Source organism: Variovorax sp. EBFNA2 (genome assembly GCF_033802765.1).
GTDB classification, from domain to species: Bacteria; Pseudomonadota; Gammaproteobacteria; order Burkholderiales; family Burkholderiaceae_C; genus Variovorax; species Variovorax paradoxus_H.
In genome coordinates this window covers 2265840-2291658 of the sequence record NZ_CP138496.1, presented here as the reverse complement: position 1 = coordinate 2291658, position 25819 = coordinate 2265840, and the positions used below count along the sequence as shown (strand labels likewise).

23 protein-coding genes are annotated in these 25819 nt (G+C 66.9%); 11 read left to right on the top strand and 12 right to left on the bottom strand.

Annotated features, from left to right (window positions below):
- Positions 1–51: 51 nt before the first annotated feature.
- On the bottom strand, positions 52–1500 hold the full coding sequence (locus RZE79_RS10590) for a M20/M25/M40 family metallo-hydrolase (protein WP_319360384.1): 1449 nt from the start codon (positions 1498–1500) through the stop codon (positions 52–54).
- Between the two features lie 103 nt (positions 1501–1603).
- On the opposite strand from RZE79_RS10590, the gene earP reads away from it, so the two are divergent.
- From earP to RZE79_RS10575, 3 genes are all read left to right on the top strand, one after another.
- On the top strand, positions 1604–2689 hold the full coding sequence (gene earP, locus RZE79_RS10585; protein ID WP_319360383.1) for an elongation factor P maturation arginine rhamnosyltransferase EarP: 1086 nt from the start codon (positions 1604–1606) through the stop codon (positions 2687–2689).
- A gap of 153 nt (positions 2690–2842) precedes the next feature.
- The gene (efp, locus tag RZE79_RS10580) at positions 2843–3397 is read left to right on the top strand and encodes an elongation factor P (RefSeq protein WP_093011949.1); all 555 of its coding nucleotides are present in this window, start codon (positions 2843–2845) and stop codon (positions 3395–3397) included.
- Positions 3398–3514: 117 nt separating this feature from the next.
- Positions 3515–4378 carry a TIGR00730 family Rossman fold protein gene (locus RZE79_RS10575; protein WP_319360382.1) on the top strand — a complete coding sequence of 288 codons (864 nt, stop codon included), beginning with the start codon at positions 3515–3517 and terminating at the stop codon, positions 4376–4378.
- A gap of 9 nt (positions 4379–4387) precedes the next feature.
- On the opposite strand, the gene RZE79_RS10570 is transcribed toward RZE79_RS10575, so the two are convergent.
- The 8 genes from RZE79_RS10570 to pncB all read right to left on the bottom strand — a co-directional run bounded on the left by RZE79_RS10570 (position 4388) and on the right by pncB (position 13543).
- A complete protein-coding gene (locus RZE79_RS10570; RefSeq protein WP_319360381.1) occupies positions 4388–5038 on the bottom strand; it encodes a TetR/AcrR family transcriptional regulator in 651 nt (216 codons plus the stop codon).
- Between the two features lie 2 nt (positions 5039–5040).
- On the bottom strand, positions 5041–5496 hold the full coding sequence (locus tag RZE79_RS10565; RefSeq protein WP_319360380.1) for a hypothetical protein: 456 nt from the start codon (positions 5494–5496) through the stop codon (positions 5041–5043).
- 89 nt (positions 5497–5585) lie between these two features.
- The gene (locus RZE79_RS10560; protein ID WP_319360379.1) at positions 5586–7124 is read right to left on the bottom strand and encodes a DHA2 family efflux MFS transporter permease subunit; all 1539 of its coding nucleotides are present in this window, start codon (positions 7122–7124) and stop codon (positions 5586–5588) included.
- 130 nt (positions 7125–7254) lie between these two features.
- Complete coding sequence (locus RZE79_RS10555) at positions 7255–8418, bottom strand: MFS transporter (protein ID WP_319360378.1); 1164 nt, start codon at positions 8416–8418, stop codon at positions 7255–7257.
- Positions 8415–9791, bottom strand: a complete 1377-nt coding sequence (locus RZE79_RS10550; RefSeq protein ID WP_319361147.1) for a DNA recombination protein RmuC — start codon at positions 9789–9791, stop codon at positions 8415–8417. The genes RZE79_RS10555 and RZE79_RS10550 overlap by 4 nt, the downstream gene beginning before the upstream one ends.
- A 42-nt stretch (positions 9792–9833) precedes the next feature.
- Complete coding sequence (locus tag RZE79_RS10545) at positions 9834–10826, bottom strand: D-glycerate dehydrogenase (protein WP_319360377.1); 993 nt, start codon at positions 10824–10826, stop codon at positions 9834–9836.
- 34 nt (positions 10827–10860) lie between these two features.
- Positions 10861–12273 (bottom strand): sodium:proton antiporter, encoded by a 1413-nt coding sequence (locus tag RZE79_RS10540; RefSeq protein WP_153285105.1) that lies wholly within the window; start codon positions 12271–12273, stop codon positions 10861–10863.
- A 49-nt stretch (positions 12274–12322) separates the two neighbouring features.
- A complete protein-coding gene (gene pncB / locus RZE79_RS10535) occupies positions 12323–13543 on the bottom strand; it encodes a nicotinate phosphoribosyltransferase (RefSeq protein ID WP_153285106.1) in 1221 nt (406 codons plus the stop codon).
- A gap of 180 nt (positions 13544–13723) precedes the next feature.
- Here pncB and RZE79_RS10530 point away from each other — a divergent pair, with 180 nt between their 5' ends.
- Positions 13724–13957 carry a CsbD family protein gene (locus RZE79_RS10530; protein WP_153285107.1) on the top strand — a complete coding sequence of 78 codons (234 nt, stop codon included), beginning with the start codon at positions 13724–13726 and terminating at the stop codon, positions 13955–13957.
- A 55-nt stretch (positions 13958–14012) separates the two neighbouring features.
- On the top strand, positions 14013–14423 hold the full coding sequence (locus RZE79_RS10525) for a hypothetical protein (protein ID WP_153285108.1): 411 nt from the start codon (positions 14013–14015) through the stop codon (positions 14421–14423).
- Positions 14424–14478: 55 nt separating this feature from the next.
- On the opposite strand, the gene RZE79_RS10520 is transcribed toward RZE79_RS10525, so the two are convergent.
- Positions 14479–14937, bottom strand: a complete 459-nt coding sequence (locus RZE79_RS10520) for a thioesterase family protein (RefSeq protein ID WP_319360376.1) — start codon at positions 14935–14937, stop codon at positions 14479–14481.
- Positions 14934–15860, bottom strand: coding sequence for a histone deacetylase (locus tag RZE79_RS10515; RefSeq protein WP_319360375.1), 927 nt, complete (start codon positions 15858–15860; stop codon positions 14934–14936). Before RZE79_RS10515 ends, RZE79_RS10520 begins: the two co-directional genes overlap by 4 nt.
- A gap of 184 nt (positions 15861–16044) precedes the next feature.
- Between RZE79_RS10515 and RZE79_RS10510 the strand changes: the two genes are divergently transcribed.
- Complete coding sequence (locus RZE79_RS10510; RefSeq protein ID WP_095950673.1) at positions 16045–16596, top strand: phasin family protein; 552 nt, start codon at positions 16045–16047, stop codon at positions 16594–16596.
- A gap of 129 nt (positions 16597–16725) precedes the next feature.
- Complete coding sequence (locus RZE79_RS10505; protein WP_153285111.1) at positions 16726–17484, top strand: 3-hydroxyacyl-CoA dehydrogenase; 759 nt, start codon at positions 16726–16728, stop codon at positions 17482–17484.
- On the opposite strand, the gene RZE79_RS10500 is transcribed toward RZE79_RS10505, so the two are convergent.
- Positions 17432–18379, bottom strand: a complete 948-nt coding sequence (locus tag RZE79_RS10500; RefSeq protein ID WP_319360374.1) for a YihY/virulence factor BrkB family protein — start codon at positions 18377–18379, stop codon at positions 17432–17434. The two genes, RZE79_RS10505 and RZE79_RS10500, sit on opposite strands and share 53 nt — an antisense overlap.
- Positions 18380–18453: 74 nt before the next feature.
- Here RZE79_RS10500 and dnaG point away from each other — a divergent pair, with 74 nt between their 5' ends.
- The 4 genes from dnaG to RZE79_RS10480 all read left to right on the top strand — a co-directional run bounded on the left by dnaG (position 18454) and on the right by RZE79_RS10480 (position 25627).
- Entirely contained in the window at positions 18454–20481 is a 2028-nt protein-coding gene (dnaG, locus tag RZE79_RS10495) for a DNA primase (RefSeq protein ID WP_099796172.1), read from the top strand.
- 295 nt (positions 20482–20776) lie between these two features.
- Entirely contained in the window at positions 20777–23140 is a 2364-nt protein-coding gene (gene rpoD / locus RZE79_RS10490; RefSeq protein ID WP_319360373.1) for an RNA polymerase sigma factor RpoD, read from the top strand.
- A gap of 107 nt (positions 23141–23247) precedes the next feature.
- Complete coding sequence (locus RZE79_RS10485; RefSeq protein WP_319360372.1) at positions 23248–24486, top strand: multidrug effflux MFS transporter; 1239 nt, start codon at positions 23248–23250, stop codon at positions 24484–24486.
- 13 nt (positions 24487–24499) lie between these two features.
- Positions 24500–25627, top strand: coding sequence for an HPP family protein (locus RZE79_RS10480; protein ID WP_319360371.1), 1128 nt, complete (start codon positions 24500–24502; stop codon positions 25625–25627).
- Positions 25628–25819: the final 192 nt, after the last annotated feature.

Here is a 25819-nt window from a genome sequence, read left to right as displayed (position 1 = left end):
CCGGCGCAGCCTTCGCTGCGCCGGCCCTTCGGCCTGATCACTTCGCTCTATCTACTTCGCGACTTCCGACACCAGCCGGTACAGGAACTCGCGCCCGTCGTACAGCCGCTGGATCTCGATGCGTTCATCGAGCCCGTGCGCGCGCGCATCGGATGGCTCCAGGAACATGCCGGTCACGCCGTACATCGGGATGCCGGCGTTGCGCAGGAAGCGGCTGTCGGTGGCGCCGGTGCTCATGGCGGGCACCACGGGCACGCCGGGCCACATCTGCTGCGTGAGCGTCTCGACCGTCTTCACGAGGTCGCCGTTGAGCGGCGAGGCCGGGCTGCGCAGCGGCTTGCCCATGTTGCGCACCACGATCTTGTCGTTGCCCACGGCCTGGGTCAGCAGGCGCTCGACCTCCTCCGGGTCGTCGTGCGGCAGGATGCGGCAGTTGACCGTGGCCTTGGCCGATTGCGGCAGCGCGTTCTCGGCATGGCCGGCCTGCACCATCGTCGCCACGCAGGTGGTGCGCAGCTGCGCGTTGTAGGCCGGGTTGGCGGTCATGCGCTCGAGCACGCCGGCGTCGGGGTTGCCGCTGCCGATGGCACGCATGTCGTCGGCCAGCTGGCCGGTGGCAAAGGGTGCGCTGCGCGCGAAGTAGGTCTTGGTGACGTCCGCGAGCTTGATCGGAAACGCGTAGTTGCCCAGGCGCTCCAGGCCGGCCGAGAGCGCGTAGATGGGGTTGGTCTTGGTCGGCACCGAGCTGTGGCCGCCGACGTCGCGCATCTCGAGCATGTAGGTGGTGTACATCTTCTCGGCCACCTGCATGCGGTGCAGGTTCGGCTTGCCGCCGCGCAGCTCGCCGCCGCCGCCTTCGTTGATGCCGAACTCGGCCTGCAGCAGCTCGGGCTTGTTGCTGATGAGCCAGAAGGCGCCGTTGCTCAGCGCATCGCCGCGCTCTTCGTCGGCCGTGAGCGCCAGGATGATGTCGCGCTTGGGTTTGAAGCCTTCCTGCTTGAGCTGCCCCAGCACGGAGACCAGCGCCGCGGCCATGGCCTTGTCGTCGATGGCGCCGCGTGCCGTGAAGTAGCCGCCGGTTTCCTGCAGCTTGAAGGGGTCGGTCTTCCAGTCTTCGCGGCGGGCCTCGACCACGTCGATGTGCGCCAGGAGCAGCAGCGGCTTCTTGCTGCCGTCGCCCTTGAAGCGCAGCACCAGGTTCCCCTTCTTCGGGAAGGGCTCGAAGATCTGGATGTCGCCCGCGGCGAAGCCGGCATCGACCAGCCGCTTTTCCATGGCCCGCGCCGCGGCGGTGTTGTCACCCACCGAGTGCGTGGTGTTGATCTCGATCAGCTCCTTGTAGATCTCGCGGAAGCGCTGCTGTTGTGCGGTGAGCGGCGCGGTCTGGGCCTGGGCGCCGGCCATTCCGGCCAGGGCCAGCGAGAGCGCGAGCACGCCGCGTTTGGCGACGGTCAAGGGCGAAGAAGAAAACGACGAACGGCGACGGGTCTGCATCCTCATGGTCTGGCTCTCTCCGGTGGTTGTTGTGGCGAGGCCAGCATAGCAATCACACGGCGTTTTCGCCTGCACCTGAGCGACCGCGAAGACGGGCACACTCGCGGCCATGGGCACGCGCATGCAATGGGACATCTTCTGCAAGGTCATCGACAACCACGGCGACCTGGGCGTCTGCTGGCGCCTGGCCTGCCAGCTCGCGGCGGCGGGCGAACGCGCGCGGCTGTGGGTCGACGACCCGACGGCGCTGCACTGGATGGCGCCGGCCGGCTGCGAGGGCGTGCAGGTGATCGACTGGTCCGACGCCGAAGCCGTGCGCCGCGCCGTTGCCGATTCGGTGCCTGAAGTGCTGGTCGAGGCCTTCGGGTGCGACCCGGAACCCGAGCTCGTCGCGCGATTCGCGCAGACCCCGAGCCATGCGCAGGCCTGGATCAACCTCGAGTACCTGTCGGCCGAGCCCTATGTCGAGAAGCTGCACCGACTGCCGTCGCCGGTGTTCAAGGGCCCGGGCGCCGGGCTGACGAAACGTTTCTTCTACCCGGGCTTCACGCCCGCGACCGGCGGCCTGCTGCGCGAGCCCGACCTGATGGCGCGCCAGGCGCGCTTCGACCGGGCGCGCTGGCTGGAGGCGCAGCAGATTCCGTGGCAGGAGGGTGAACGTCTGGTCTCGCTCTTCTGTTACGAGCCCCCGGCGCTGGCCGCCCTGCTCGCCCAGCTGGCTGCCGACCCAGCGCCCACGCGCTTGCTGGTCACTGCGGGCCGTGCCGCGCACGCCGTGCAGGCGTGTGTGTCAGATCGCCCGCTCGACGGTCAAAGCTCGCTATCAATTTCATACCTCCCCTACCTCAGCCAGACGGATTTCGATCACCTGCTGTGGGCCTGCGACCTCAACTTCGTGCGCGGTGAAGACTCGCTCGTGCGCGCTCTCTGGGCCGGCGTGCCGCTGGTCTGGCAGATCTACCCGCAGGACGACGACGCGCACCACGTCAAGCTCAACGCCTGGCTCGACTGGTTGGGCGCCCCGCCCGCGCTGCGGCTTTTTCACCACGCCTGGAACGGCTTCGGCGACCGTGCCCTGCCCCCACCCGGCCCGCTGGCGGCATGGCGCGAAACCGCCCGTGCGGCACGCGACAGGCTGCTCGCGCAGGACGATCTGCTGGCCCAACTGCGGCAGCTGGTCGCCGGAAAAAGCTAAAATAGCGGGCTTTGCGGAATTCAGCCCTGACCGCCGTGGTCCGGGACGCCTTTCGCCAAACCTGCCGCGGGACATGTACGGCGGGGCCAGATACGACGGCACACAGCGCCGAGGGCCCCGCGCACCGAGCGGCCAACATCCAGAGAACCTGATATGAAAATCGCTCAAGAAATCCGCGCCGGCAACGTCATCATGCACGGCAAGGACCCGATGGTCGTCCTGAAGACCGAATACAGCCGCGGCGGCCGCAACAGCGCCACCGTGCGCATGAAGCTCAAGAGCCTGATCGCCAACTTCAACACCGAAGTGGTCTTCAAGGCCGACGACAAGATCGACCAGATCGTGCTCGACAAGAAGGAGTGCACCTACTCCTACTTCGCCGACCCGATGTATGTCTGTATGGACACCGAGTACAACCAGTACGAAGTCGAAGCCGAGAACATGGGCGACGCCCTGAACTACCTCGAAGACGGCATGGCTGTCGAAGTGGTGTTCTACGACGGCAAGGCCATCTCGGTCGAACTGCCGACCAGCGTCGAGCGCGAAATCACCTGGACCGAGCCGGCCGTCAAGGGCGACACCTCGGGCAAGGTCATGAAGCCCGCCAAGATCGCCACCGGCTTCGAAATCGGCGTGCCGCTCTTCGTCGCACAAGGCGACAAGATCGAAATCGACACCCGCACCGGCGAATACCGCAAGCGCGTCTGATCGCGCTCGCACCCGGCTGACCACCACCCCGAAAGGCTCCGCAAGGAGCCTTTTTCGTTGGCGGGCATACCGCTTGCGTCGGCGCACAATGCCAAGTCAATTCAGCTCGACAGTTCCATGAACAACACGCACAACATTCACGACAAGCGCCTGGCCGATGCCTGGGCCACGCTGCAGTCCCATGCCGACCGGGGCCTCCCCCTGGACCCCGATCCCTCGCGCCTGGCCTTCGCCGATCCCGAGTTCTTGCTGCGCCGCGAAACGCGCGGCATCCGCATGCAGCTGGAGCTGATGAAGCCCGACCTCGAGCAGCGCGCGCACGGCATCGAGAACACGGTGGTGGTCTTCGGCAGCGCGCGCTTCCGCAGCGAAGACGAAGCCGCCGCGCTGGTCACGCAGGCCGAAGCCGCCGGCGACACGGTCGCAGCCGAACGCTGGCGCCGGCTCGCGCGCAACTCGCACTACTACGAGAAGGCGCGCACCTTCGGCAAGCTGGTCGCGCAGTACAGCGAGAAGAAGGAGCCGCAGGACAAGCTCTTCGTGTGCACCGGCGGCGGCCCCGGCATCATGCAGGCGGCCAACCGCGGCGCGCACGAAGCTGGCGGCCTTTCGGTCGGCCTGGCCATCGCGCTGCCGATGGAAGAAGAAGCCAACCCCTACGTCACGCCCGCGCTGAGCTTCAAGTTCCACTACTTCGCGATCCGCAAGATGCATTTCATGATGCGTGCGAAGGCGCTGGTGGCGTTCCCCGGCGGCTTCGGCACGCTCGACGAGCTGTTCGAAGTCATCACGCTCGTGCAGACCAAGAAGTCGAAGCCGGTGCCGATCGTGCTGTTCGGCTCGGCCTACTGGAAGAAGATGATCGACTTCGACTTCCTGGTCGACGAAGGCGTGATTTCGCCGGGCGACCTGAAGCTCTTCGAATACGTCGACGCGCCCGAAGACGCGTGGGACGCCATCAAGCGCTTCTACAAGCTCTGACCGAGCGGATCAGGCGTCGTCGCTGTCATCGGGCCGCAGGGCCTGCTCGAAGAAGCGCGTGAGCGCGCGGGCGCGGCGGCGGCGATCGGCCACGGGGTTCGCATGCGGCCCCATGGCCACGGCATCGTCGGCCACGCCGTGCAGCGCATTGAAGAGGATCACGGCCGTCAGCGTCGCGTCCTCGACCTCCCACACGCCCGCGGCGTCGCCCTGCGTCAGCAGGGTCACGAGCTGCGTGATGACGACGTTGTCGTTGCGCATGCGCCGGTCCTCGGGCCGGTACTCGTGGAACACCACGTCGTGCAGCGCGACGTTGTCGAGGTAGGTCTCCAGCCCCGTTTCCACCCAGGCCTTGAGCCGTGCGCGGTACTTGCCTGGTGCGTGGCGGTCCATCGCCTCCTGCAGGCGCCCGCAGAAGGTGTCGACGAAACGCTGCTGCAGCGCGCCGAGCATCGCTTCCTTCGACGGGAAGTACAGATAGAAGGTGCCCTTGGCCACCTGCGCGCCGGCTGCGATGTCGTCGATGCTGGTGGCCGCAATGCCTTTGGTGATGAACAGCTGCTCGGCCGCATCCATCAGCGCGGCGGCGCGGGTCTGCGGCGCCTTGGTGCGGCGGCGTGCAGTGGTCGCCGGGGTGTCGTCGGGACTGCTGTGTGTCATGGTCAGGAGGCCGTTGTGCCGGTACGTGCCATATCGATGGCGGCGCGCACCGCCGCGGCATCGAGGACCAATCCGCGCGGCGCCAGCACGCGCTCACGCAACCAGGCCAGTGCTTCGTCGGTGCGGGCGAAGGTGCTTGCAGGGATGCCGAAGAGCTTCTCGACGTTCATCTTGCTGATCTTCTCGAACTGGTCGGCGGGCACCACGCTCGCCATGCCCATCATGTGGCGGCGGATGTCGGCGCCGCGCGCCTGCAGCCACTGCCTGGCACGCTGGGCGCTGCCCTCGGGATGCACCAGCGCGTCGGCGTCCGCGAACACGCGCAGCGAGACAAAGGGCTCGCCGCGGTCGAGCCAGCGGTTCCAGTCGTCGGTGAAGGCCTGCATGCTTTCCAGCGTCTGCAAGCCTGTCGAAACGCTGATGACCAGCGGCCATTGGCTGAGTTCATGACGGACCATGAAAGTCTCCTTCGGAATCACAAGAAGGCGCCGGGCACTCCGGCGCAGGAAAGGGACGCGGACGGCGGGCATGGCGAACGGCTCCCGACTCAGGCGCGCGTGGCGGCGGCCAGCGCGTCGGCACGCGGCCTGACGCGCAGCAGCAGCCCTGCCGCCACCAACCCGGCGACGCCGGCACAGGCCATCGCCGCATGGAAGCCGCCCGCGAGCGCATCGCTCAACAGCCGCTGCGCGGTGCCGGCGTCGAGCGCCGCAAGCGCGCCGAGGTCGTGCCGCGAGACCGCTGCCACCGCCGCCTGCGATGCATCGGACACGCCGGCACGCGCAAGCGAGTCGGTCATCAACGCGGTGGCACGCGTGCGCATCAGCGTGCCGAGCAGCGCGATGCCGATCAGCATGCCGCCCTGGCGCAGCGCGTTCATGGTCGCCGAGGCCATGCCCGAGCGCTGCGCGGGCACCGAGGCCATCACCGCCGTGCTCGTCGCCGGCACGGCCAGGCCCGCGCCCACACCCAGCGCCACGAAGATCAACGCCAGCGGCAGGTACGGCGTGTCGGCCGAGAACAGCGTCAGCAGCAGCATCGCCGTGCCGATCAGGCCGTAGCCCGCGACCATCAGCGTGTGCACATCGAAGCGGCGCGCCAGCCGGCCGAACTGCGAAGCCACGACGCCGGTCGCCACGAACTGCGGCACCAGCCGCCAGCCGGTGTCGCTGGCTGACCAGCCCTGCACCTGCTGCAGGAACAAAGAGAAGAAGAACAGGCTCGCGTAGGTCGAAAAACCGAGCACGAACGAGGCGAAGTTGGTGGCCGAAAAGCGCGCGTCGCGGAACAGCACAAGCGGCAGCAGCGGCCGTTCCACGCGCGCCTCCACGGCCAGGAACAGCGCCAGCCCGACACCCGCTGCCACGAGCGCGATCACCGCGTGGCGCGACCCCCAGCCGTGCTCGCCCGCGGCAATGAGCCCGTAGGTCAGCGCGCCCAGCCAGAGCACGCTGAGCACCTGCCCCGCCGGATCAAGCGCCGCATGCTCGGGATGCGATGACTCGCGCAAGCCCCACACGCCCAGCGCCACAGTCAGCACGCCGATCGGCAGGTTGATGAGAAAAATACTCTGCCAGCCCGCGTGGTCCACCAGCAGGCCGCCGAGCATCGGCCCGAGGATCAGTGACAGCGCAGTGAACGACGACCAGCCGCCGATCACCCGCGCGCGGCTCGCCGGCTCGGGGAAAGCGTGCGCCAGCAGCGACAGCGCGCCCGGGATCATCAGCGCGCCCGCCACGCCCTGCACCGCGCGGCCCGCGAGCAACATGGGCAGGCCCGACGCCATCGCGCACATCGCCGAGCCCACGGTGAAGACCACCACGCCGGCCAGCCAGGCGCGCTTGCGGCCGTAGCGGTCGCCGATCGGGCCGGCCGACAGCATGAAGGCCGACAGGCACAGCGCATAGATGTCGATCACCCACTGCAGCCCGGCCAGGTCGGTCGCGAGCGCGCGCTGCAGCGTGGGCAGCGCGACGTTGACGATGCTCACGTCGAGCGTGGCAATGAAGCTGCCAAGGTAGACCGCCGCCACCAGGGCCAGGCGGCGGCGCGGGTCGGCAGCCGCCGACGGGGAATGGGAGTCCATGGACGCCTTCGGGTCAGGAACGAAGAAGGCGCAGATACTGACTTTGGGTCAGTATTTTGTCAATCAAATGAGAATTACTGTCATTTGCAACGTGGGATTCAGGCCGCCGTCAGGCGCCCTCCCGTGCAGGTCAGAGCTTCAATCCCCAGGTCGCTTTCGCGCCCAGCGCCAGCACGCCGCCCACCACCCAGAACACGCCGGTGATGCCGATCAGCGCGCCGAGCGAGCCGAACAGCATCGGCATCGCGACGCTCGATGCGTTGATGGTCATGAGCCGCAGCCCGAGCGCCTCGCCATGCCGCGCATGCGGCGTGATCTGGTGCAGCATGCTCATCACCATCGGCTGCACCGCGCCAAGCGCGAAGCCCAGGATCACCGAGCAGATGCCCATGGTCCACGGCGACACCAGCAGCGGGTAGACGGCGAACACGGCCGCCGTGACAACGGTCGAGCTCAGGATCACGCTGCGCTCCGACGCGCGCGATGCGATCAGCGGCAGCACCACGCGGATGACCGCCGCCGCGATCGCGAAGGCGCCGAGGATGGAGCCGATCACCGAGGCGCTGATGCCCCGGTCGTGGCCCAGCACCGGCAGCACGAAGGCGTGCACATCCCAGCTCGACGACTGAAGCCAATTCACGAACAGCAGGCGGCGGAACATCGGCTCGCGCAGCAGGTCCCAGGCCCGCGTGGGCGCGGCGCCCGGCGCTGGCGCCACCCGCGGCGGCTCGTGCGCGCCGCGCGCCAGCAGCCAGCACAGCAGCGGCAAAAAGGCCATCACGGCGAAGCAGATGCGAAAGGCCAGCAGGTCGGCCGGCGCGCGGCCGGCATGATCGATCAGCATCCCGGCCAGGAAGGGCCCGACGAAGTTCGCCGCGGCCGGCGCGATGGCCAGCCAGCTGAACACGCGCTTGAGCTGCGTCGGGTCGGTGGCCGAACGACCCACGTGCCGCTGCAATGCGATGACGGTCGCGCCGGTGGCGCCGCCGGTCAGCAGCGCGGCGAGGCACATGACGGGAAACACCGGGAAGACCAGCGCCAGCCCTGCCCCGCCCGAGGCCGCGATCACCGACAGCCATAGCGGCCGCTTGAGTCCGTGCCGGTCGGCAAAGCGCCCGGCCGGCAGCGCAAGAAACACCTGGGTCAGCGCGAACAGCGCGATCAGCAGGCCGACGGCCGCTGCGCTGTAGCCTTGCTGCAGCGCGAGCAGCGGTGTGGCGAGTCGCATGCCCGCCATCGTGGCGTGCAGGCAGACCTGCGCCACGATGACGCGCAGCAGTTCAGAACCTTTCACGGGGTGTCGTCGCCCTCGCTGTCGAGATCGGTGCCGGCGATGGGCGGTAGCAGCCCCTGAGACTGCTCTTCGGGCAGCGCCTCGACCTTGCGCAGCGCGAGCCGCATCTGCTTGGCGCGCGTGTCGGCCTTGTCGATGGTGTCGGAGGCCTTGGCCACCTGCTCCTTGATGCGCGCCACCCATTCGCCATAGCGCTCGAACTCGGTCTTGACCGCGCCGAGCACCTTCCAGACCTCGGAGGCCTGGCGCTCGAGCGCCAGCGTGCGAAAGCCCATGTGCAGGCTGTTGAGCATGGCCAGCAAGGTGGTGGGGCCGGCCAGCGTCACGCGGTGCTGGCGTTGAATGGCGTCCATCAGGCCGGGGCGGCGCAGCACCTCGGCGTAGAGGCTTTCGACCGGCAGGAACAGGATCGCGAAGTCGGTGGTGTGCGGCGCCGCGAGGTAGTTGTCGGCGATCGACTTGGCCTCGGTGCGGATGCGCGCTTCGAGCGCCTTGGCCGCGGCCTCGGCACCGGCGGCATCGGCGCGCTCGTGGGCGTCGATGAGGCGTTCGTAGTCGTCGCGCGGAAACTTGGCATCGATCGGCAGCCACACCGGCGCGCCGTCGTCGCCGCGCCCCGGGAAGCGGATCGCGAAGTCGACGCGCTGGCCGCTGCGCGGCTTGGTCTCGATCTGGCGCGCGTACTGCTCGGGCGTGAGCACCTGCTCGAGCAGCGCTTCGAGCTGCACTTCGCCGAACACGCCGCGCGTCTTCACGTTGGTCAGCACGCGCTGCAGGCTGCCGACGCCGACGGCCAGCGTCTGCATTTCGCCCAGGCCCTTGTGCACCTGCTCGAGCCGGTCGGCCACCTGCTTGAAGCTTTCGCCCAGGCGCGCTTCGAGCGTGCTCTGCAGCTTCTCGTCGACGGTCTTGCGCATCTCGTCGAGCTTGGCGGCGTTGCTCTGCTGCAGCTGCGCGAGCTGGGTTTCCATGGTCGTGCGCACCTCGGCAAGACGGCGTGCGTTCGATTCGCTCAGGCCCTGCAGCTGGGAGTTCAGCGTGTCGGCCAGGGTTTTCTGCAGCGAGGCGAGCTGCAGCGAGAAGGCGTCGAGCTGCGCGTTCTGCGTGCGCGTGGCCTCGGCGCCTTGCTGCGTCAACGACTGCTGAAAGGTGGCGAAGGCCTGCGCAGTTTCTTGGCGCGCACCGCGCGAGTGCTCGCCGATTTCGCGGCGCAGTTCGCGCTCGGTGCGCTCGTTGGCCTTGCCCAGCGCGGCGAGCACGCCCAGCATTTCGCTGTGATCAGGTCGCGGTTGCCGGCGGGCCAGCAGCCAGATGACCAGCACCAGCTGCACCACGGCGAGTGCAGCCAGTGCGAGAAGAATCAATTCCGTCAGTTCCAAGGTGGGGGCGTGTCGCTTTCGCGGTCAGATGTCAGGTTACTTCGCGGCCGATGGCACCGGCGTGACCGGCGTCAGAGCGCCCTTGCCGCTGCCCCAGGCGATGAGGTTGTCGGCCGCCAGGTCGGCCATGGCGCGGCGCGTGGGCACGGTGGCGCTGGCGATGTGCGGCGTGAGCACGACGTTGGGCACGGTCAGCAGGTCGGGGTGGACCTTGGGCTCGCCCTCGAACACGTCGAGGCCGGCGGCGGCGATGCGCTTTTCGCGCAGCGCCACGGCCAGCGCGGCGTCGTCGACGATGCCGCCGCGCGCGATGTTGATGAGCGTGGCGGTCGGTTTCATGAGCGCGATCTCGGCCGCGCCGATGGTGTGGTGCGACGCCGGCGAGTACGGCACGACCAGCACGACGTGGTCGGCGGTCTTGAGCAGCTCTTCCTTGCCGACGTAGCGGGCCTTGCATTCGGCTTCGAGCGCGGCGTCGAGGCGCGAACGGTTGTGATAGATCACGTTCATGCCGAAGCCGTGCGCACCGCGCCTGGCGATGCCCTGCCCGATGCGGCCCATGCCGATGATGCCGAGCGTGGACCCGTGGATGTCGGAGCCGGCGAACATGTCGTAGCTCCACTTTTCCCACTTGCCGGCGCGCAGGAAGTGTTCGCTCTCGGTGATGCGGCGCGCGGTGGCCATGAGCAGCGCAAAGCCGAAGTCGGCCGTGGTTTCGGTCAGCACGTCGGGCGCGTTGGTGCCCAGCACGCCGCGCGCAGCCATGGCGTCGACGTCGAAGTTGTTGTAGCCCACGGCCATGTTGGCGCAGATCTTCAATTCGGGGCAGGCGTCGAGCACCGCGGCATCGATGCGCTCGCTGCCGGTGGTGAAGGCGCCCTGCTTGCCTTGCAGCTTCGCGATCAGTTGGTCCTTGCTCCAGGTCTCGTCGGCCTGGTTCGACTCGACCTCGAAATGCTGCGCCAGGCGCGCGAGGGTCTCGGGGAACACCGCGCGCGCGACCAGGATCTTGGGCTTGCTGCTGCTCATGGAACGTGTCTCTTTCTTGAACGTGTGGGAAGGATCAGACGAAGAAGATGAAGGTGGTCAGCACGAACAGCGGAATCAGGATTGCGCCCGACCACAACATGTAGCCGAAGAAGCTGGGCATGCGCACGCCGCGGCTTTCGGCGATGGCCTTGACCATCAGGTTCGGCGCGTTGCCGATGTAGGTGTTCGCACCCATGAACACGGCGCCGGCCGAGATGGCGGCCAGCGTGGTGGCATAGGTGGTCATGAGCGCCACCGGGTCGCCGCCCGCCGTGTTGAAGAACACGAGGTAGGTGGGCGCGTTGTCCAGGAACGAGCTCAGGATGCCGGTGGCCCAGAAGTACATGGCCGGGTCGGGCTGGCCGTCGGCGCGCGTCACGGCAGCGACGATGGCGCCGAACGGACCCTGCGTGCCGGCCTTGAGCATGGCGATGACCGGGATGATGGTCAGGAAAATGCCGGCGAAGAGCTTGGCCACCTCGGCCATCGGGCCCCACTCGAACTGGTTGTCGGCGTGCACCTTGGGCGCGGTGATCTTCAGCGACAGCAGCGTGAGGGCAATGAGGCCCACGTCGCGCACCAGCCCCGGCAGGCCCATCTTGGAGCCGTAAATGTCGAAGGTGACCGGCGACTTCCAGAAGCCGCTGATCAGCACCAGGGCGACCACGCCGCCCAGCAGCACGAAGTTGATGGCGCCGTCGAAGCCGATGCGCTTGGTGTCGGGCGTCGGGTCGACCGGCAGCACGCCTTCCTTGCGGTAGTAATAGCGGTCGATCAGGTAGAACAGCACGAGCAGCACGGCCAGAATGAACAGCGTGTCGGGCAGGATGTGCTTGGCGGTCCAGAAGAAGTCGACGCCCTTCAGGAAGCCCAGGAACAGCGGCGGATCGCCCAGCGGCGTGAGCGAGCCACCCGCGTTCGAGACGATGAAGATGAAGAACACGACCACGTGTGCGCGGTTCGCCCGGTTGTCGTTGGCGCGGATCAGCGGGCGAATCAGCAGCATCGAGGCTCCCGTGGTGCCCATGAAGCTCGCGAGCACCGCGCCGATGGCCAGGATCGCCGTGTTGAGCCCCGGCGCCCCATGCAGGTTGCCCCGGATGTGGATGCCACCGGCCACCGTGAACAGCGCGGTGAGCAGGATGATGAAGGGGATGTATTCCTCGACCAGCGCATGCACCGTCTGCGCCCCGGCCAGCGGCGCGCCGTATATGGCGGCGAACGGCAGCAGGAAAGCCAGCGACCAGGCCGCCGACACCTTGCCGTAGTGGTGATGCCAGAACGACGGCACCAGCAACGGCATGAGCGCGATCGACAGCAGGATGCCCGCGAAGGGCACGCCCCACAGCGGCGACAGTGTGGCGCCGTTGAATTCGGCGGCCGACGCGAGGGCAGGAAACATCAGCGGCAACAGTGCGGCCGCGGCCAGTCGGAGGGGGTTTTTCATGGGGCTGTACCGTACCAGACGAAGTGCCGTACGGGGGTCGGTACAGGGTTCACGCGGGGGGTTGTTCGATCTCGAACACCTGGCGCAGGTAGGCCAGGTATTTCTCGTCCTCGCACATGTTCTTGGACGGCGTGTCCGACAGCTTGGCCACCGGCTGGTCGTTGCACTGGATCATCTTGATGACGATCTGCAGCGGCTCGTAGCCGAGGTCGTTGGTGAGGTTGGTGCCGATGCCGAAGGCCAGCAGGCAGCGGCCGCGGAACTGCTGGTACAGCTCGATGGTGCGGGGCACCGTGAGGCCGTCACTGAAGATCAGCGTCTTGGTGAGCGGATCGACCCGGTTCGCGTGGTAGTGCGCCAGCATGCGCTCGCCCCACTGGAACGGGTCGCCGCTGTCGTGGCGCGCGCCGTCGAAGAGCTTGCAGAAGTACAGGTCGAAGTCGCGCAGGAAGGCGCTCATGCCGTACACGTCGGACAGCGCAATGCCCAGGTCGCCGCGGTATTCGCGGGCCCAGCTCTCGAAGCCGAAGATCTGGCTGTCGCGCAGCCGCGGGCCCAGGGCCTGGCAGGCCTGCAGGTACTCGTGCGCCATGGTGCCCAGCGGAATGAGGCCGAGCTTCATGGCGTACAGCACGTTGCTGGTGCCGGCCAGCTGCGGCAGGTGTTCGCCGGCGGGCGACTTGGCCGGCGGGGAGACCACGGCGCCGAGCCGTTGCGTCAGCGTGCGCAACACTTCTTCGTGCCAGTCTTTGGAGAAGCGGCGGCGCGTGCCGTAGTCGGCAATCTTGAGGTCGCCCAGGCCGGCCTCTTGCAGCTGGCTGATCTTGAGATCGAGGCGGCGGCGGCCTTCTTCGAAGTCGGGGTTCTTCTGCGTGTTGCGAAAGTAGACCTCGTTCACGATGGCCAGCACCGGGATCTCGAACAGGATCGTGTGCAGCCACGGGCCCTTGATGCGGATCTCGAGCTCGCCCGAGGGCTGTGGGATGACGTTGATGTACTTCTCGTTGAGCCGGAACAGCCCCAGGAAGTCGACGAAGTCGCTCTTGATGAAGCGCATCGAGCGCAGGTAGGCCAGTTCGGCGTCGCGGAACTGCAGCGAGCACAGGCTGCGGATCTCGTCGCGGATCTGGCCCGCGAACTGCGCGAGGTTGACGCCGGGGTTGCGGCACTTGAAGCGGTACTCGACCCGCGCCCCCGGAAAGTGGTGCAGGACCACCTGCATCATCGTGAACTTGTAGAGGTCGGTGTCGAGCAGGCTGTGAATGATCATGGTGCGCGGTGTCTCGGGTCTCTGGCTGCGGGGTCCGTTCCATTATCACGGCCCGAGTCGGCCTCTGCCTACGATGGCCGCTCTGCACGTCCTACCGGCAGGGGAAATCACTCACGCGACATTGATTTCACGGCGGCGGCAAGTTCCGCCGGGTCATCACTCTTACGCAAGGAGATTCGCATGAACAAGGACACCATCGAAGGCAACTGGAAGCAGCTCAAGGGCAAGGTCAAGGAGCAGTGGGGCAAGCTGACCGACGACGACTTCGACGTCATCGCAGGCAAGCGCGACCAGCTGCTGGGCCGCATCCAGGAACGCCACGGCATCAGCCGCGACGAGGCCGAGAAGCAGGTGAAGGATTGGGAATCTCGCGACGGCCGCTCGCCCGACGCGCTCTGGTACGAGAAGTACTGAGAACCCACGAACGCGCCCTGCGCTCTTGCCTCATTCACCGCAAAGGACACACACCATGAAAAAACAGCACCTCGCCATCCTCGCCCTTGCTTCCACCTGCTTCGTCGCCGGTCAGGCCGGCGCGATGACCAAGGACGAGTACAAGGTCGCCAAGGAAAAGGTCGAAGCCGACTACAAGCTCGCCAAGACCCAGTGCGACACGATGAAGGACAACGCCAAGGACGTCTGCCAGAAGGAAGCCAAGGGCAAGGAAGAAGTGGCCAAGGCCGAACTGGAGCAGCAGTACCAGCCGAGCGACAGCCATGCCCGCAAGGTGGCCGAAGAGAAAGTGAAGGCCGCCTATGAAGTCGCGAAGGAAAAGTGCGACGACCAGCAGGGCGAAGCCAAGGCTGCGTGCGTGAAGCAGGCCAAGGCCGACGAGGCCCAGGGCAAGGCCGATATCAAGGCCATGAAGAAGACGATGTAAGCGGGGCCCCGCCCCACCCACGACGGCGCCCGCGGGCGCCGTTTTTCTTGGGCGCTCAGGCGCGCAGCGAATCGACCACCTGCTGCAGCGCCTCGGGCAACGGCACCGGCCGCTGCGTCGCGCGATCGACGTACACGTGCACGAAGTGCCCCTGCGCGGCGGCGGTGTCGGCGCCTTCGGCGAACAGCGCGATCTCGTAGCGCACACTCGAACGGCCCGCCTGCGCGACGCGGATGCCGGCCTCCACCGTCTGCGGGAACGCCACCGGCGCGAAGTAGTTGCACTGCGTCTCGACCACGAAGCCGATGGTCTGGCCGCCGTGGATGTCGAGCGCGCCGCGCTCGATGAGCAGCGCGTTCACCGCGGTGTCGAACCAGCTGTAGTAGACGACGTTGTTGACGTGGCCGTACATGTCGTTGTCGGCCCAGCGCGTCGGGATGTTGCGAAACGCCCGGTAGGCGCTGCGGGTGTGGGGCGTGGGCTTGGGGGTGGGTGTCGAATTCGGGGCGCTCATCGCGCGGCATTTTGCCAGCGGCGCCAGTAGTCCAGCGCCACACGGAAGGTGCCCAGCTGCACCTGCACGGTCTCGGCGATGTCGCTGGCGTAGCCGCCGGCCATCGCGAAGGCGGTCGGGATGCGGCGCTGCCAGGTCCAGTCGAACACGCGGCGATCGCGCGCCTCCAGGCCGTCGAAGCTCAGCTTGAGGCGGCCGAGCCGATCGCGCTCGAAGGGATCGGCGCCGGCCAGGTAGATCACGAGGCCGGGCGAGAAGCGGCGGTCGAGTTCGTCGAGCGCGTGCTCCAGCGCCGCGAGGTAGTCGGCGTCGCCACAGCCGTCAGGCAGTTCCACGTCGAGGTCGCTCGCCTCCTTGCGGAACGGGAAGTTCTTCTGGCCGTGCACCGACAGCGTGAACACGCTCGGGTCGCTCTGGAAGATACAGGCGGTGCCGTTGCCCTGGTGCACGTCGAGATCGATCATCGCGACCTTGAGCAGCCGGCCGGCGCGGGCCTGCTCGGCCTGCATCAGCCGCGCGGCCACCGCTGCGTCGTTGAAGACGCAGAAGCCGCTGCCCTTGTCTGCGTAGGCGTGGTGCGTGCCGCCCGCCATGTTGGCCGACACGCCGTCCGCGAAGGCGGCGCGGCACGCGGCGATGGTGGCGCCGGTGGAACGGCGCGAGCGCTCGACCATCGCCTCGCTCCAGGGGAAGCCGATCTCGCGCATGGCCTGCGGGCTCACACGGCCTTCGCTGACGGCGGCGATCCATTCGGGCGTGTGGGCCAGCGCCAGCTCGTCGTCGGTGGCGCGCGGGGCCGGGTCCATCTCGACAGCCGGCACCTGCTCTTGCAAGCGGTCGCGCAGCATCGCGTAGCGCGACATGGGAAAGCGGTGGCCCGGCGGCAAAGGCAGCACGAACTGCCCGGAATAGAAAGCACGCATGGCCGCATTCTGGCCGCGCAGACCGGTTTTAGAAGGCCGCTTCTAAATTGCTGCACAGCAGCAAAAAGCACTTGATCGCTGCGATCAGCTGCCTATACTTCAGGCCATGCTGCACCGCAACATGAACGACGAGGCGCAGCGCAACGTGAATCGACCACCCCATCATCCTTCCTGGAGATCTCAAATGGCCCTGACCGCTGACCAAATCCTCGCCGCTCAAAAAGCAAACCTCGAAACCCTGTTCGGCCTGACCACCAAGGCTTTCGAAGGCGTTGAAAAGCTGGTCGAACTGAACGTGACCGCTTCCAAGGCCGCCCTGACCGAAGCCCAGAGCACCGCTCAAGCTGCCCTGAACGTCAAGGACGCCCAAGAGCTGCTGACGCTGCAAGCCAGCCTGTTCCAGCCCCTGGCCGAAAAGACCGCTGCCTACAGCCGTCACCTGTACGACATCGCCCAAGGCACCAGCACCGAATTCTCGAAGGCTTTCGAAGCCAAGGCCGCTGAAGCCCAGCAAGCCTTCGTCGGCCTCGTCGACAGCGCTTCCAAGAACGCCCCCGCCGGTTCGGAAACCGCCGTCGCCGTGCTGAAGAGCGCCGTGGCTGCCGCCAACAACGCTTTCGAATCGGTCCAGAAGGCCGTCAAGCAAGCGTCGGACGTCGCCGAAGCCAACTTCAACGCCGTGTCGACCCAAGCCGTCGCCGCTGCCAAGACGGCCACCGCTTCGCGCAAGCGCTAAGCACCGACCACCACCAGTTGTCTCCTTGGGTCCTCACGGATCCAATTCAGGGCCTCATCTTCGGATGAGGCCTTTTTTTTAGCCCGGCGACGTCTTCGATAATGCGGGTCTCATTTCTGGAGACTCTCAATGCAAATCGACGGCAAGGTTTTTATCGTGACCGGTGGCGCTTCAGGCCTCGGCGAAGGCACGGCGCGCATGCTGGCCGCCAACGGCGCCAAGGTGGTCATCGCCGACATGCAGGCTGACAAGGGCGAAGCCGTTGCGAAGGAAATCGGCGGCGTGTTCGTCAAGTGCGACGTGAGCCAGGAAGCCGACGGCCAGGCCGTGGTGGCTGCCGCCGTCAAACTCGGCAAGCTGATGGGCCTGGTCAATTGCGCCGGCATCGCGCCGGCCGAGAAGACCGTGGGCAAGAACGGCCCGCACGCACTGGCCGTGTTCAGCAAGACCGTCACGGTCAACCTGATCGGCAGCTTCAACATGATCCGCCTGGCGGCCGACGCCATGGGCAAGAACGAGCCCGAAGCCACCGGCGAACGCGGCGTGCTGATTTCGACCGCCTCGGTCGCGGCCTACGACGGCCAGATCGGCCAGGCCGCCTACAGCGCCTCGAAGGGCGGCGTGGTCGGCATGACCCTGCCCATCGCCCGCGACCTGGCACGCAGCGGCATCCGCAACATGACCATCGCCCCCGGCATCTTCGGCACGCCCATGCTGTTTGGCATGCCGCAGGAAGTGCAGGACGCGCTGGCCGCCAGCGTGCCCTTCCCGTCGCGCCTGGGCACGCCCGACGATTACGCCAAGCTGGCCAAGCACATCATCGAGAACGACATGCTCAACGGCGAGGTGATTCGTCTGGACGGAGCGATTCGATTGGCCCCTCGCTGACCTCGGACGCCGGCAGCTTCGTGCTGCCGGTGCGGTCCAGGCGCTCGTAGTTCGCGATCACCTGGGCCCCGAGCAGCACCAGCATGGCGGCGATTTCCAGGCTCAGCAGCACCACGATCGCCGTGGTGAGCGAGCCGTAGACGATGTTCACCTGCGACAGCGTCGAGAAATACCAGATCAGCACGCGCCGCGTGGCCTCCCACAAGAGCGCCGCGGTCACGCCGCCCAGCAGCGCATGCCGCAGCGACATGCGCCCGGCCGGCATCACGAGATAGAGCGACGTCAGCATGAAGATCTCGCCGCCCAGCCCGAGCAGGTACAGCAGCACCCCCGAAATGCCCGACAGCGACCAGCTGCGCCCCAGCAGGTCGACGCTTTCCTGTCCCACGAGCTGCAGCGCGCCCGACACCAGCGTGACCAGCAGCAGCCCGGCGCAGAGGCTCAGGATGTAGAGGTACGGCATCGCCACCGACACGAGAAAGTGGCGCTTGTGATCGTCCTTGCGGTGGTGAAAGATCACCGCCATCGCGCTTTCGAGCACGCTGAACGCCAGCGAGCTGAAAAAAATCATCGTCACCAGCAGCACCGGCCCGAGCACCGAGCGGTGGTCCAGGAAGCTCGACAGCTCGGCCACGATCGCTTTCGACTGCCCCGGCAGCAGCCATTCGAGGTAGCGCCCGATGGTGCGCAGCAGCTCGCCCTGGTCGATCACGTGCGACAGCGCCATCACGCTCACGATCAGCAGTGGCACGATCGACAGCAGCGCGTAGTAGGCGACCGCCCCCGCCAACAGCAACCCCTGGTTGGCGCGGAAGTCCTTGAGCGCGCCCCAGACGAAGCGCAGCGGATGGCGCAGCAGCGGCGCGGCGTGTTGCAAAGGCAGGGGCGTCTTCATGCGTGATGTGGATTTGCGGCGGGGTTCAGTATGCCGCCCGTCGGCTTGCGTATGATTTGCCGCTCCCCGCAGCCATGACCATCCCCGCTTCATTCATCCAGGAACTCATCGCGCGCGCCGATGTGGTCGAAATCGTCGGCCGCTACGTCCAGCTCAAGAAGGCCGGCGCCAATTTCATGGGGCTATGCCCCTTCCACGGCGAGAAGTCGCCCTCGTTCTCGGTCAGCCCGACCAAGCAGTTCTATCACTGCTTCGGTTGCGGCGTGCACGGCAACGCCATCGGCTTCCTCATGGAACATGCGGGCATGGGCTTCGTCGAAGCCGTGCACGACCTGGCCGGCCAGTACGGCCTGGTCGTGCCCGAGGACGACGTCTCGCCCGCCGAACGCGCCCGCGCCGCCACCCAGCGCCAGAAGCAGGCCACGCTGACCGACGTGCTCGAGAAAGCCGGCGACGCCTACCGTAAGGCGCTGCGCCAGGCGCCCGGCGCCATCGACTACCTCAAGGGCCGCGGCGTGTCGGGCGAGGTCGCCAAGCAGTTCGGCATCGGCTATGCGCCGGCCGGCTGGCGCGCGCTGGCCAGCGTGTTTCCCGACTACGACGACCCGCTGCTCGCGGAGAGCGGGCTGGTGATCGTCAACAACGAGGAAGGCAAGCTCAGCGACGAGGAAGCCAAGCGCTACGACCGCTTCCGCGACCGCGTGATGTTCCCGATCCGCAACGTCAAGGGCGAGTGCATCGGCTTCGGCGGGCGCGTGCTCGGCGACGAAAAGCCCAAGTACCTGAACTCGCCCGAGACACCCGTCTTCAGCAAGGGTCGCGAGCTCTACGGCCTGTACGAAGCGCGCGCCGCCTTCCGCGACCGCGGCTACGCGCTCGTCACCGAGGGCTACATGGACGTGGTCGCGCTGGCCCAGCTCGGATTTCCGAACGCGGTGGCCACGCTCGGCACGGCCTGCACCACCGAGCACGTGCAGAAGCTCTTCCGCTTCACCGAATCGGTGGTGTTCAGCTTCGACGGCGACGCCGCTGGACGCCGCGCCGCACGCAAGGCGCTCGACGGCGCCCTGCCCTATGCCACCGACACGCGCAGCATCAAATTTTTGTTCCTGCCGGCCGAGCACGACCCCGACAGCTACATCCGCGCGCACGGCGCCGAGGCGTTCGCGGGCTTCGTGGCCGAGGCCACGCCGCTGTCGCGCTTCATGCTCGAGGCCGCCCGCGAAGGCTGCGACCTGAGTTCCGCCGAAGGCCGCGCCCACATGACGAGCAACGTGCGCCCGCTCTGGAGCGCCATGCCCGACGGCGCGCTCAAGCGGCAGTTACTGAGCGAGATCGCCACGCTGGTCCAACTCGACGCCGCGGCGCTGTCCGACCTGTGGGCCACCGCCGCGCCCGGCCCCCGCAAGGGTGCCGGTGCCCCGTCGCAGGCCCCGCAGCGCCACAGCGAACCCGACAGCTACGGCAACGACCCCGGCGACTACTACCCGGACATGCCGCCGGCGCAGGACTACGAACCGCCGCGCTACGAAAACGAGAGCAAGCCCAAGTTTCAGCCACGCAAGTTCACCAAGGGCAAGCGCTGGGGCGGCAAGTTCGAGGAGCCCATCGAGCCCCTGCGCGGACGCGGCAAGCCGCCGAGCCGGCCCGACGTGGCGGTGCGGCTGGTGCTGTCGAACATGGCGCAGTGGGAGGCGCTGTCGCACGAGCTGCACGTGATGCTGTGCGACCTGCCGGGCGAGCACGGCGCCCTCTTCACCTGGCTCGACAGCCAGCTGCACGAGCACGGCGTGCAGCCCTGGGCGGCGCTGCGCGAAGGCCTGCGCGGGCTCGATTTCGCGCCGCTGGCCGAACGCCTCATGAGTGTTTCGGAGGCCGGGCCGGTGCCCGAAGGCGAGGAAGAACAACACCTGGCCGATGCCGCCAAGGAGCTGGCGAGCGTGCTCGACTTCATGCTCGACGACCGCCTGAAAGCCCAGCAGAGCGAGGCCATCGCGTCGGTCGGAAAAGACCCGAAAGCCCTGGAACGCTACAAAGCACTGGAAGCCCGCCGGCTCGAATTGCGAGACCGCATTCGCGCGTCTGGGACAGATACTGCTTGAAATTTGCGCAACAGGCTATAATGTAGGGCTTCGCAACTGGCGAAATTAGGCAAGAGCGACAGCAGCACCTCCGGGCCGACCCCTAGCGCAATGCACTCCAACGGTAAATTCCGGCGGAAAGGGTCAATAACCGCAAGGACTGCATACCAAATGTTCGCCCGACATCTTGCCTGATGAGGACTTAGTCCTCATTTCCCAATTGTTCTGTCCGTGCCTGTGCACGGGCCTGGTGGTGCTGTCCGCGTGATGGCGCGCCTGTGATCCCGCTTGTCTTTTCTTGTCGTAACGAGGTCGTATGCCCAGTTCAAAGAAGCCTGCTCCTTCACTTGCAAAAAGCGTCAAAAGCGTCGCCACCAAGCCCGCAGCAGAGAAACCGTTGAAAGCCGGTGCCAAACCGGCAACCAAGACGGCTGCCGCCGCGTCCAAAACGGCAGCCGCAACGAAAGTGAAACCCGTGCCCACGAAATCGACCTCTCTCGACGATCCCAAGAAAGCCGCAGCCACTGCCACGGCTGCCCCCGCTGCCAAGAAAGTTGGCCGTCCGCCCAAGGCCGCCGGCGCTGCAGCTGCGCCCGCCACCGGCGCCAAGCGCGGGCGCAAGCCCAAGGCCGCCAAGGAAGCCGGCGAGAGCGACATCGACCTGTCGGACATCGAGGAAGACCTGGCCGGTGACGAGCCCGCGGTCGTCGCGACCACCGAAGAGAAGGTCAAGCCGCTGCGCATGAAGATCAGCAAGGCGAAGGAACGCGCCTTGATGAAGGAGTTCGGCCTCGACGAGACCGTGCTCTCCGAAGAAGACCTGGCCAAGCGCCGCTCGCGCCTGAAGACCCTGATCACGCTGGGCAAGACCCGCGGCTACCTCACGCACGGCGAAATCTCCGACCACCTGCCCGACAAGCTGGTCGACGCCGAGACCATGGAAGTCGTGGTCACCATGCTCAACGACATGGGCGTGGCGGTGTACGAGCAGACGCCCGACGCCGAAACCCTGCTGCTGAACAACACCGCGCCCACCGCCACCACGGTGGAAGAAGCCGAAGAAGAAGCCGAAGCGGCGCTCTCCACGGTGGACAGCGAATTCGGCCGCACGACCGACCCCGTTCGCATGTACATGCGCGAAATGGGCACGGTCGAGCTGCTGACGCGCGAAGGCGAAATCGAAATCGCCAAGCGCATCGAAGGCGGCCTGATGGCCATGATGGAAGCCATTTCGGCCTCCCCCGCCACCATCGCCGCGATCCTCGAGATGGCCGCGACCATCCGTGAAGGCAAGGTCGTCATCTCGACCATCGTCGACGGCTTCTCGAACCCCAACGAGGCCGACGACTACGTAGCCGAAGAAGACTTCGACGAATTCGACGAAGAGGACGACGACGACGGCAAGGGCGGCTCCAAGGCCCTGACCAAGAAGCTCGAAGAGCTCAAGAACGAAGCCCTCGCGCGCTTCGACCGCATTGCCGAGATGTTCGAGAAGATCCACAAGATCTACGAGAAGGAAGGCTACGGCACGCCGGCGTACACCAAGGCCCAGCAGGCCGTGTCCGACGAGCTCATGACCATCCGCTTCACGGCCAAGACCATCGAGAAGCTGTGCGACCTGGTGCGCACGCAGGTGGACGACGTGCGCAAGAAGGAACGCGAACTGCGCCGCATCATCGTGGACAAGTGCGGCTTCCCGCAGGACGAGTTCATCCGCGACTTCAGCGGCTTCGACAAGAACGGCAACCGCATCGCCTCGAACCTGCTCAACCTCAAGTGGGTCGAGAAGCAGGCCGCCGCCGGCAAGCCCTGGAGCGCCGTGCTCGCGCGCAACATCCCGCCGGTGCAGGAACTGCAGCAAAAACTCACCGACATCCAGTCGCGTGTGGTGGTGCCGCTGACCGAGCTCAAGGACATCAACAAGCGCATGAACGAGGGCGAATCGTCCTCGCGCGATGCCAAGAAGGAAATGATCGAGGCCAACCTGCGCCTCGTGATCTCCATCGCCAAGAAGTACACCAACCGCGGCCTGCAGTTCCTGGACCTGATCCAGGAAGGCAACATCGGCCTGATGAAGGCGGTCGACAAGTTCGAATACCGTCGCGGCTACAAGTTCTCGACGTACGCCACGTGGTGGATCCGCCAGGCGATCACCCGGTCTATCGCGGATCAAGCTCGAACCATCCGCATCCCGGTGCACATGATCGAGACGATCAACAAGATGAACCGCATCTCGCGCCAGCACTTGCAGGAGTTCGGCTTCGAGCCCGACGCCGGCATCCTGGCCGCCAAGATGGAGATCCCGGAAGACAAGATCCGCAAGATCATGAAGATCGCGAAAGAGCCGATCTCGATGGAAACCCCCATCGGCGACGACGACGATTCGCACCTGGGCGACTTCATCGAGGACAGCAGCAACACGGCCCCCATCGAGGCCGCCATGCAAGCCGGCCTGCGCGACGTGGTCAAGGACATCCTCGACTCGCTCACCCCGCGCGAAGCCAAGGTGCTGCGCATGCGTTTCGGCATCGAAATGTCCACCGACCACACGCTGGAAGAAGTCGGCAAGCAGTTCGACGTGACCCGCGAGCGCATCCGCCAGATCGAAGCCAAGGCGCTGCGCAAGCTGAAGCACCCGTCGCGTTCCGACAAGCTGCGCAGCTTCATCGACACCCTGTAATCCAGGTTCGCTGAAGCCCAAGCGCCCGCCTTGCCCCTCACCCGGGCGGCGGGCGTTCTCGTTTTTTCCACCGCCATACACAACAAGTACAACGGAGCCGTCTTTCCATGAATCCCGACGCAGACAAACTCTGGCAGGCCCCGCGCTGGGCGCTTGCCGTGCTGCTCGCCGTACTGGGCATGCTCGGGCCCTTCTCCATCGACACCTACATCCCGGCCTTCTCGGGCATTGCGAAATCGATCGGCGCGACGCCGGCCGAGATGCAGCAGACGCTGTCGGCCTACCTGTTCGGCTTTGCGTTCATGAACCTGTTCCACGGCGCGCTGTCGGACAGCTTCGGGCGCCGGCCCGTGGTGCTGTGGGGGCTGGCCGTGTTCACGCTCGCCTCGCTGGGCTGCGCGCTGTCGCAGAACATCACGCAGCTGGTGTTGTTCCGCGGGCTGCAGGGCCTGTCGACCGGCGCCGGCATCGTGGTGTCGCGCGCCGTCATCCGCGACATGTTCCCGCCGGCCGAGGCGCAGCGCGTGATGAGCCAGGTGACGATCTACTTCGGCGTGGCACCGGCCATCGCGCCCATCGTGGGCGGCTTCCTGTTCGTGCATGCGGGCTGGCACTCGATCTTCTGGTTCCTCGTGGCCGTGGGCGTCGTGCTGTTCGTCGCCAATTACAAGCTGCTGCCCGAGACGCTGCACAAGGACCATCGCCAGCCCTTCCAGGTCCGCCACCTGATGCGCGGCTACCGCGACCTGTGCTCCGACCCGCGCTTTCTGCTGCTGGCCTTTGCGAGCGGCGTGCCGTTCAACGGCATGTTCCTCTACGTGCTGGCCGCGCCCGCGTTCCTGGGTGACCACCTCGCGCTGCAGCCGCAACAGTTCTTCTGGTTCTTCCTGCTGACCATCGGCGGCATCATGCTCGGCGCGCGCGCCAGCGGCCGCATGGCCGGCAAGGTGGCGCCCAAGCGGCAGATTCGCGACGGCTTCCTGATCATGATGGTCACCTCGGTGGTCAACGTGGTGGCCAACATCTTCTTCGTGCCGCACGTGGCGTGGGCCGTGTGGCCGCTCGCGGTGTTCGCCTTCGGCTGGGCGCTGATGGTGCCGGTGGTCACGCTGCTGGTGCTCGACCTGCACCCTGAACGCCGCGGCATGGCCTCGTCGCTGCAGGCCGTGATCGGCTCCACCGCCAACGGCGTGGTGGCCGGCGCCATCGCGCCGCTGGTGATGCACTCCACGCTGGCACTGGCGCTGACCTCGGCGCTGATGCTCGTCATCGGGCTGGTCGCCTGGGTCTGGCTGCACGACCGCTGGCCCGAGATCGGGCGCCGGGTGGCTCACGAAGAAGCCTGAGGGGGACGTGGGGATGCGATTCGCCGCACTGTGGACCTATCTGCGCGCCTGGCTCCCGGGCCCTTCCAACGTCAACGCGCGCGAGCGCCTGCGCGCCGCGGGCGGCGCAGGCATCGGGCTGCTGATCACCGGCCTGCTGTGCCGCTGGCTGGCCGTTCCGCTGGAGCATGCCGTGTGGCTGGTCGCGCCGATGGGCGCCACCGCCGTGCTCGTGTTCGCCGTGCCCGCCAGTCCGCTGGCCCAGCCCTGGTCGGTGATCGGCGGCAACACGCTGTCGACGCTCGTGGGCATCGCCTGTGCGAGCTGGATTCCTGACACCGCCGTGGCCGCTGCCGCGGCCGTGGCGCTCGCCATCGGTCTGATGTTCTTCACGCGCTGCCTGCACCCGCCCGGCGGCGCGGCAGCGCTGCTGGCGGTGCTCACGCACACCACCGACTTCTCTGCGGCGCTGTTTCCGGTGCTCGTGAACTCGGTGCTGCTGGTGCTGGCCGGCGTGGCCTACAACACGCTCACGGGGCGGCGCTATCCGCACGTGCAGGTGGCACGCCCGCCCTCGCCCGACGCGCGCTTCAGCCAGGCCGACATCGACGCCGTGCTGGCACGCTACAACCAGGTGCTCGACATCAGCCGCGACGACCTCGAATCGCTCATTCAGCAGACCGAGCTCGAGTCGTACAAGCGCCGCCTGGGCACGCTGCACTGCGCCGACATCATGTCGCGCACGCCGATCTCGGTGGAGTTCGGCACGCCGCTGCAAGAGGCCTGGACGCTCATGCACCAGCACCGCATCAAGGCCCTCCCGGTGACCGACCGCACGCGCCGCGTGGTCGGCATCGTCACGCAGGCCGACTTCTTTCGCCAGCTCGACCTGCAGCACCACGACGGCATCGCCGGCCGGTTGCGCGACCTGATTCGCGCCACGCGCACGGTGATCTCGAACAAGCCCGAAGTGGTCGGCCAGATCATGACGCGCCAGGTGCGCGTGGCCAGCGCCGACCGGCCCGTGGTCGAGCTGGTGCCGCTGTTCTCGGAGGGCGGGCATCACCACATTCCGATCATCGACAGCGAGAAGCGACTGACGGGGATGATCACGCAGTCGGATTTCGTGCGGGCGCTGTACCGCGCGGTGAGCCCGGCGTAGGCCTCACGGGCATTTCTCCCTCCCCTTCCGGGGGAGGGTCGGGGTGGGGGCACGACGGCTTCCATGACCATGCGGCGCCTCATCGAAGGCCGCGCGCCCCCATCCCAGCCTTCCCCCGGGAGGGGAAGGAGCAAGACCTCCGGACCTTCACTCGCCCGTGTTTCTCCCTCCCCCTCTGGGGGAGGGGCGGGG

Excerpts from the sequence above, each read along its gene's own strand:
- earP (WP_319360383.1), top strand. The coding sequence starts at position 1,604 with ATGGGCACGCGCATGCAATGGGACATCTTCTGCAAGGTCATCGACAAC.
- RZE79_RS10510 (WP_095950673.1), top strand. The coding sequence starts at position 16,045 with ATGGCCCTGACCGCTGACCAAATCCTCGCCGCTCAAAAAGCAAACCTC.
- RZE79_RS10530 (WP_153285107.1), top strand. The coding sequence starts at position 13,724 with ATGAACAAGGACACCATCGAAGGCAACTGGAAGCAGCTCAAGGGCAAG.
- RZE79_RS10545 (WP_319360377.1), bottom strand. The coding sequence starts at position 10,826 with ATGAGCAGCAGCAAGCCCAAGATCCTGGTCGCGCGCGCGGTGTTCCCC.
- dnaG (WP_099796172.1), top strand. The coding sequence starts at position 18,454 with ATGACCATCCCCGCTTCATTCATCCAGGAACTCATCGCGCGCGCCGAT.
- RZE79_RS10575 (WP_319360382.1), top strand. The coding sequence starts at position 3,515 with ATGAACAACACGCACAACATTCACGACAAGCGCCTGGCCGATGCCTGG.
- RZE79_RS10485 (WP_319360372.1), top strand. The coding sequence starts at position 23,248 with ATGAATCCCGACGCAGACAAACTCTGGCAGGCCCCGCGCTGGGCGCTT.
- RZE79_RS10480 (WP_319360371.1), top strand. The coding sequence starts at position 24,500 with ATGCGATTCGCCGCACTGTGGACCTATCTGCGCGCCTGGCTCCCGGGC.
- RZE79_RS10515 (WP_319360375.1), bottom strand. The coding sequence starts at position 15,860 with ATGCGTGCTTTCTATTCCGGGCAGTTCGTGCTGCCTTTGCCGCCGGGC.
- RZE79_RS10565 (WP_319360380.1), bottom strand. The coding sequence starts at position 5,496 with ATGGTCCGTCATGAACTCAGCCAATGGCCGCTGGTCATCAGCGTTTCG.
- RZE79_RS10540 (WP_153285105.1), bottom strand. The coding sequence starts at position 12,273 with ATGAAAAACCCCCTCCGACTGGCCGCGGCCGCACTGTTGCCGCTGATG.
- RZE79_RS10525 (WP_153285108.1), top strand. The coding sequence starts at position 14,013 with ATGAAAAAACAGCACCTCGCCATCCTCGCCCTTGCTTCCACCTGCTTC.
- RZE79_RS10505 (WP_153285111.1), top strand. The coding sequence starts at position 16,726 with ATGCAAATCGACGGCAAGGTTTTTATCGTGACCGGTGGCGCTTCAGGC.
- efp (WP_093011949.1), top strand. The coding sequence starts at position 2,843 with ATGAAAATCGCTCAAGAAATCCGCGCCGGCAACGTCATCATGCACGGC.
- RZE79_RS10500 (WP_319360374.1), bottom strand. The coding sequence starts at position 18,379 with ATGAAGACGCCCCTGCCTTTGCAACACGCCGCGCCGCTGCTGCGCCAT.
- RZE79_RS10520 (WP_319360376.1), bottom strand. The coding sequence starts at position 14,937 with ATGAGCGCCCCGAATTCGACACCCACCCCCAAGCCCACGCCCCACACC.
- rpoD (WP_319360373.1), top strand. The coding sequence starts at position 20,777 with ATGCCCAGTTCAAAGAAGCCTGCTCCTTCACTTGCAAAAAGCGTCAAA.
- pncB (WP_153285106.1), bottom strand. The coding sequence starts at position 13,543 with ATGATCATTCACAGCCTGCTCGACACCGACCTCTACAAGTTCACGATG.
- RZE79_RS10560 (WP_319360379.1), bottom strand. The coding sequence starts at position 7,124 with ATGGACTCCCATTCCCCGTCGGCGGCTGCCGACCCGCGCCGCCGCCTG.
- RZE79_RS10570 (WP_319360381.1), bottom strand. The coding sequence starts at position 5,038 with ATGACACACAGCAGTCCCGACGACACCCCGGCGACCACTGCACGCCGC.
- RZE79_RS10590 (WP_319360384.1), bottom strand. The coding sequence starts at position 1,500 with ATGAGGATGCAGACCCGTCGCCGTTCGTCGTTTTCTTCTTCGCCCTTG.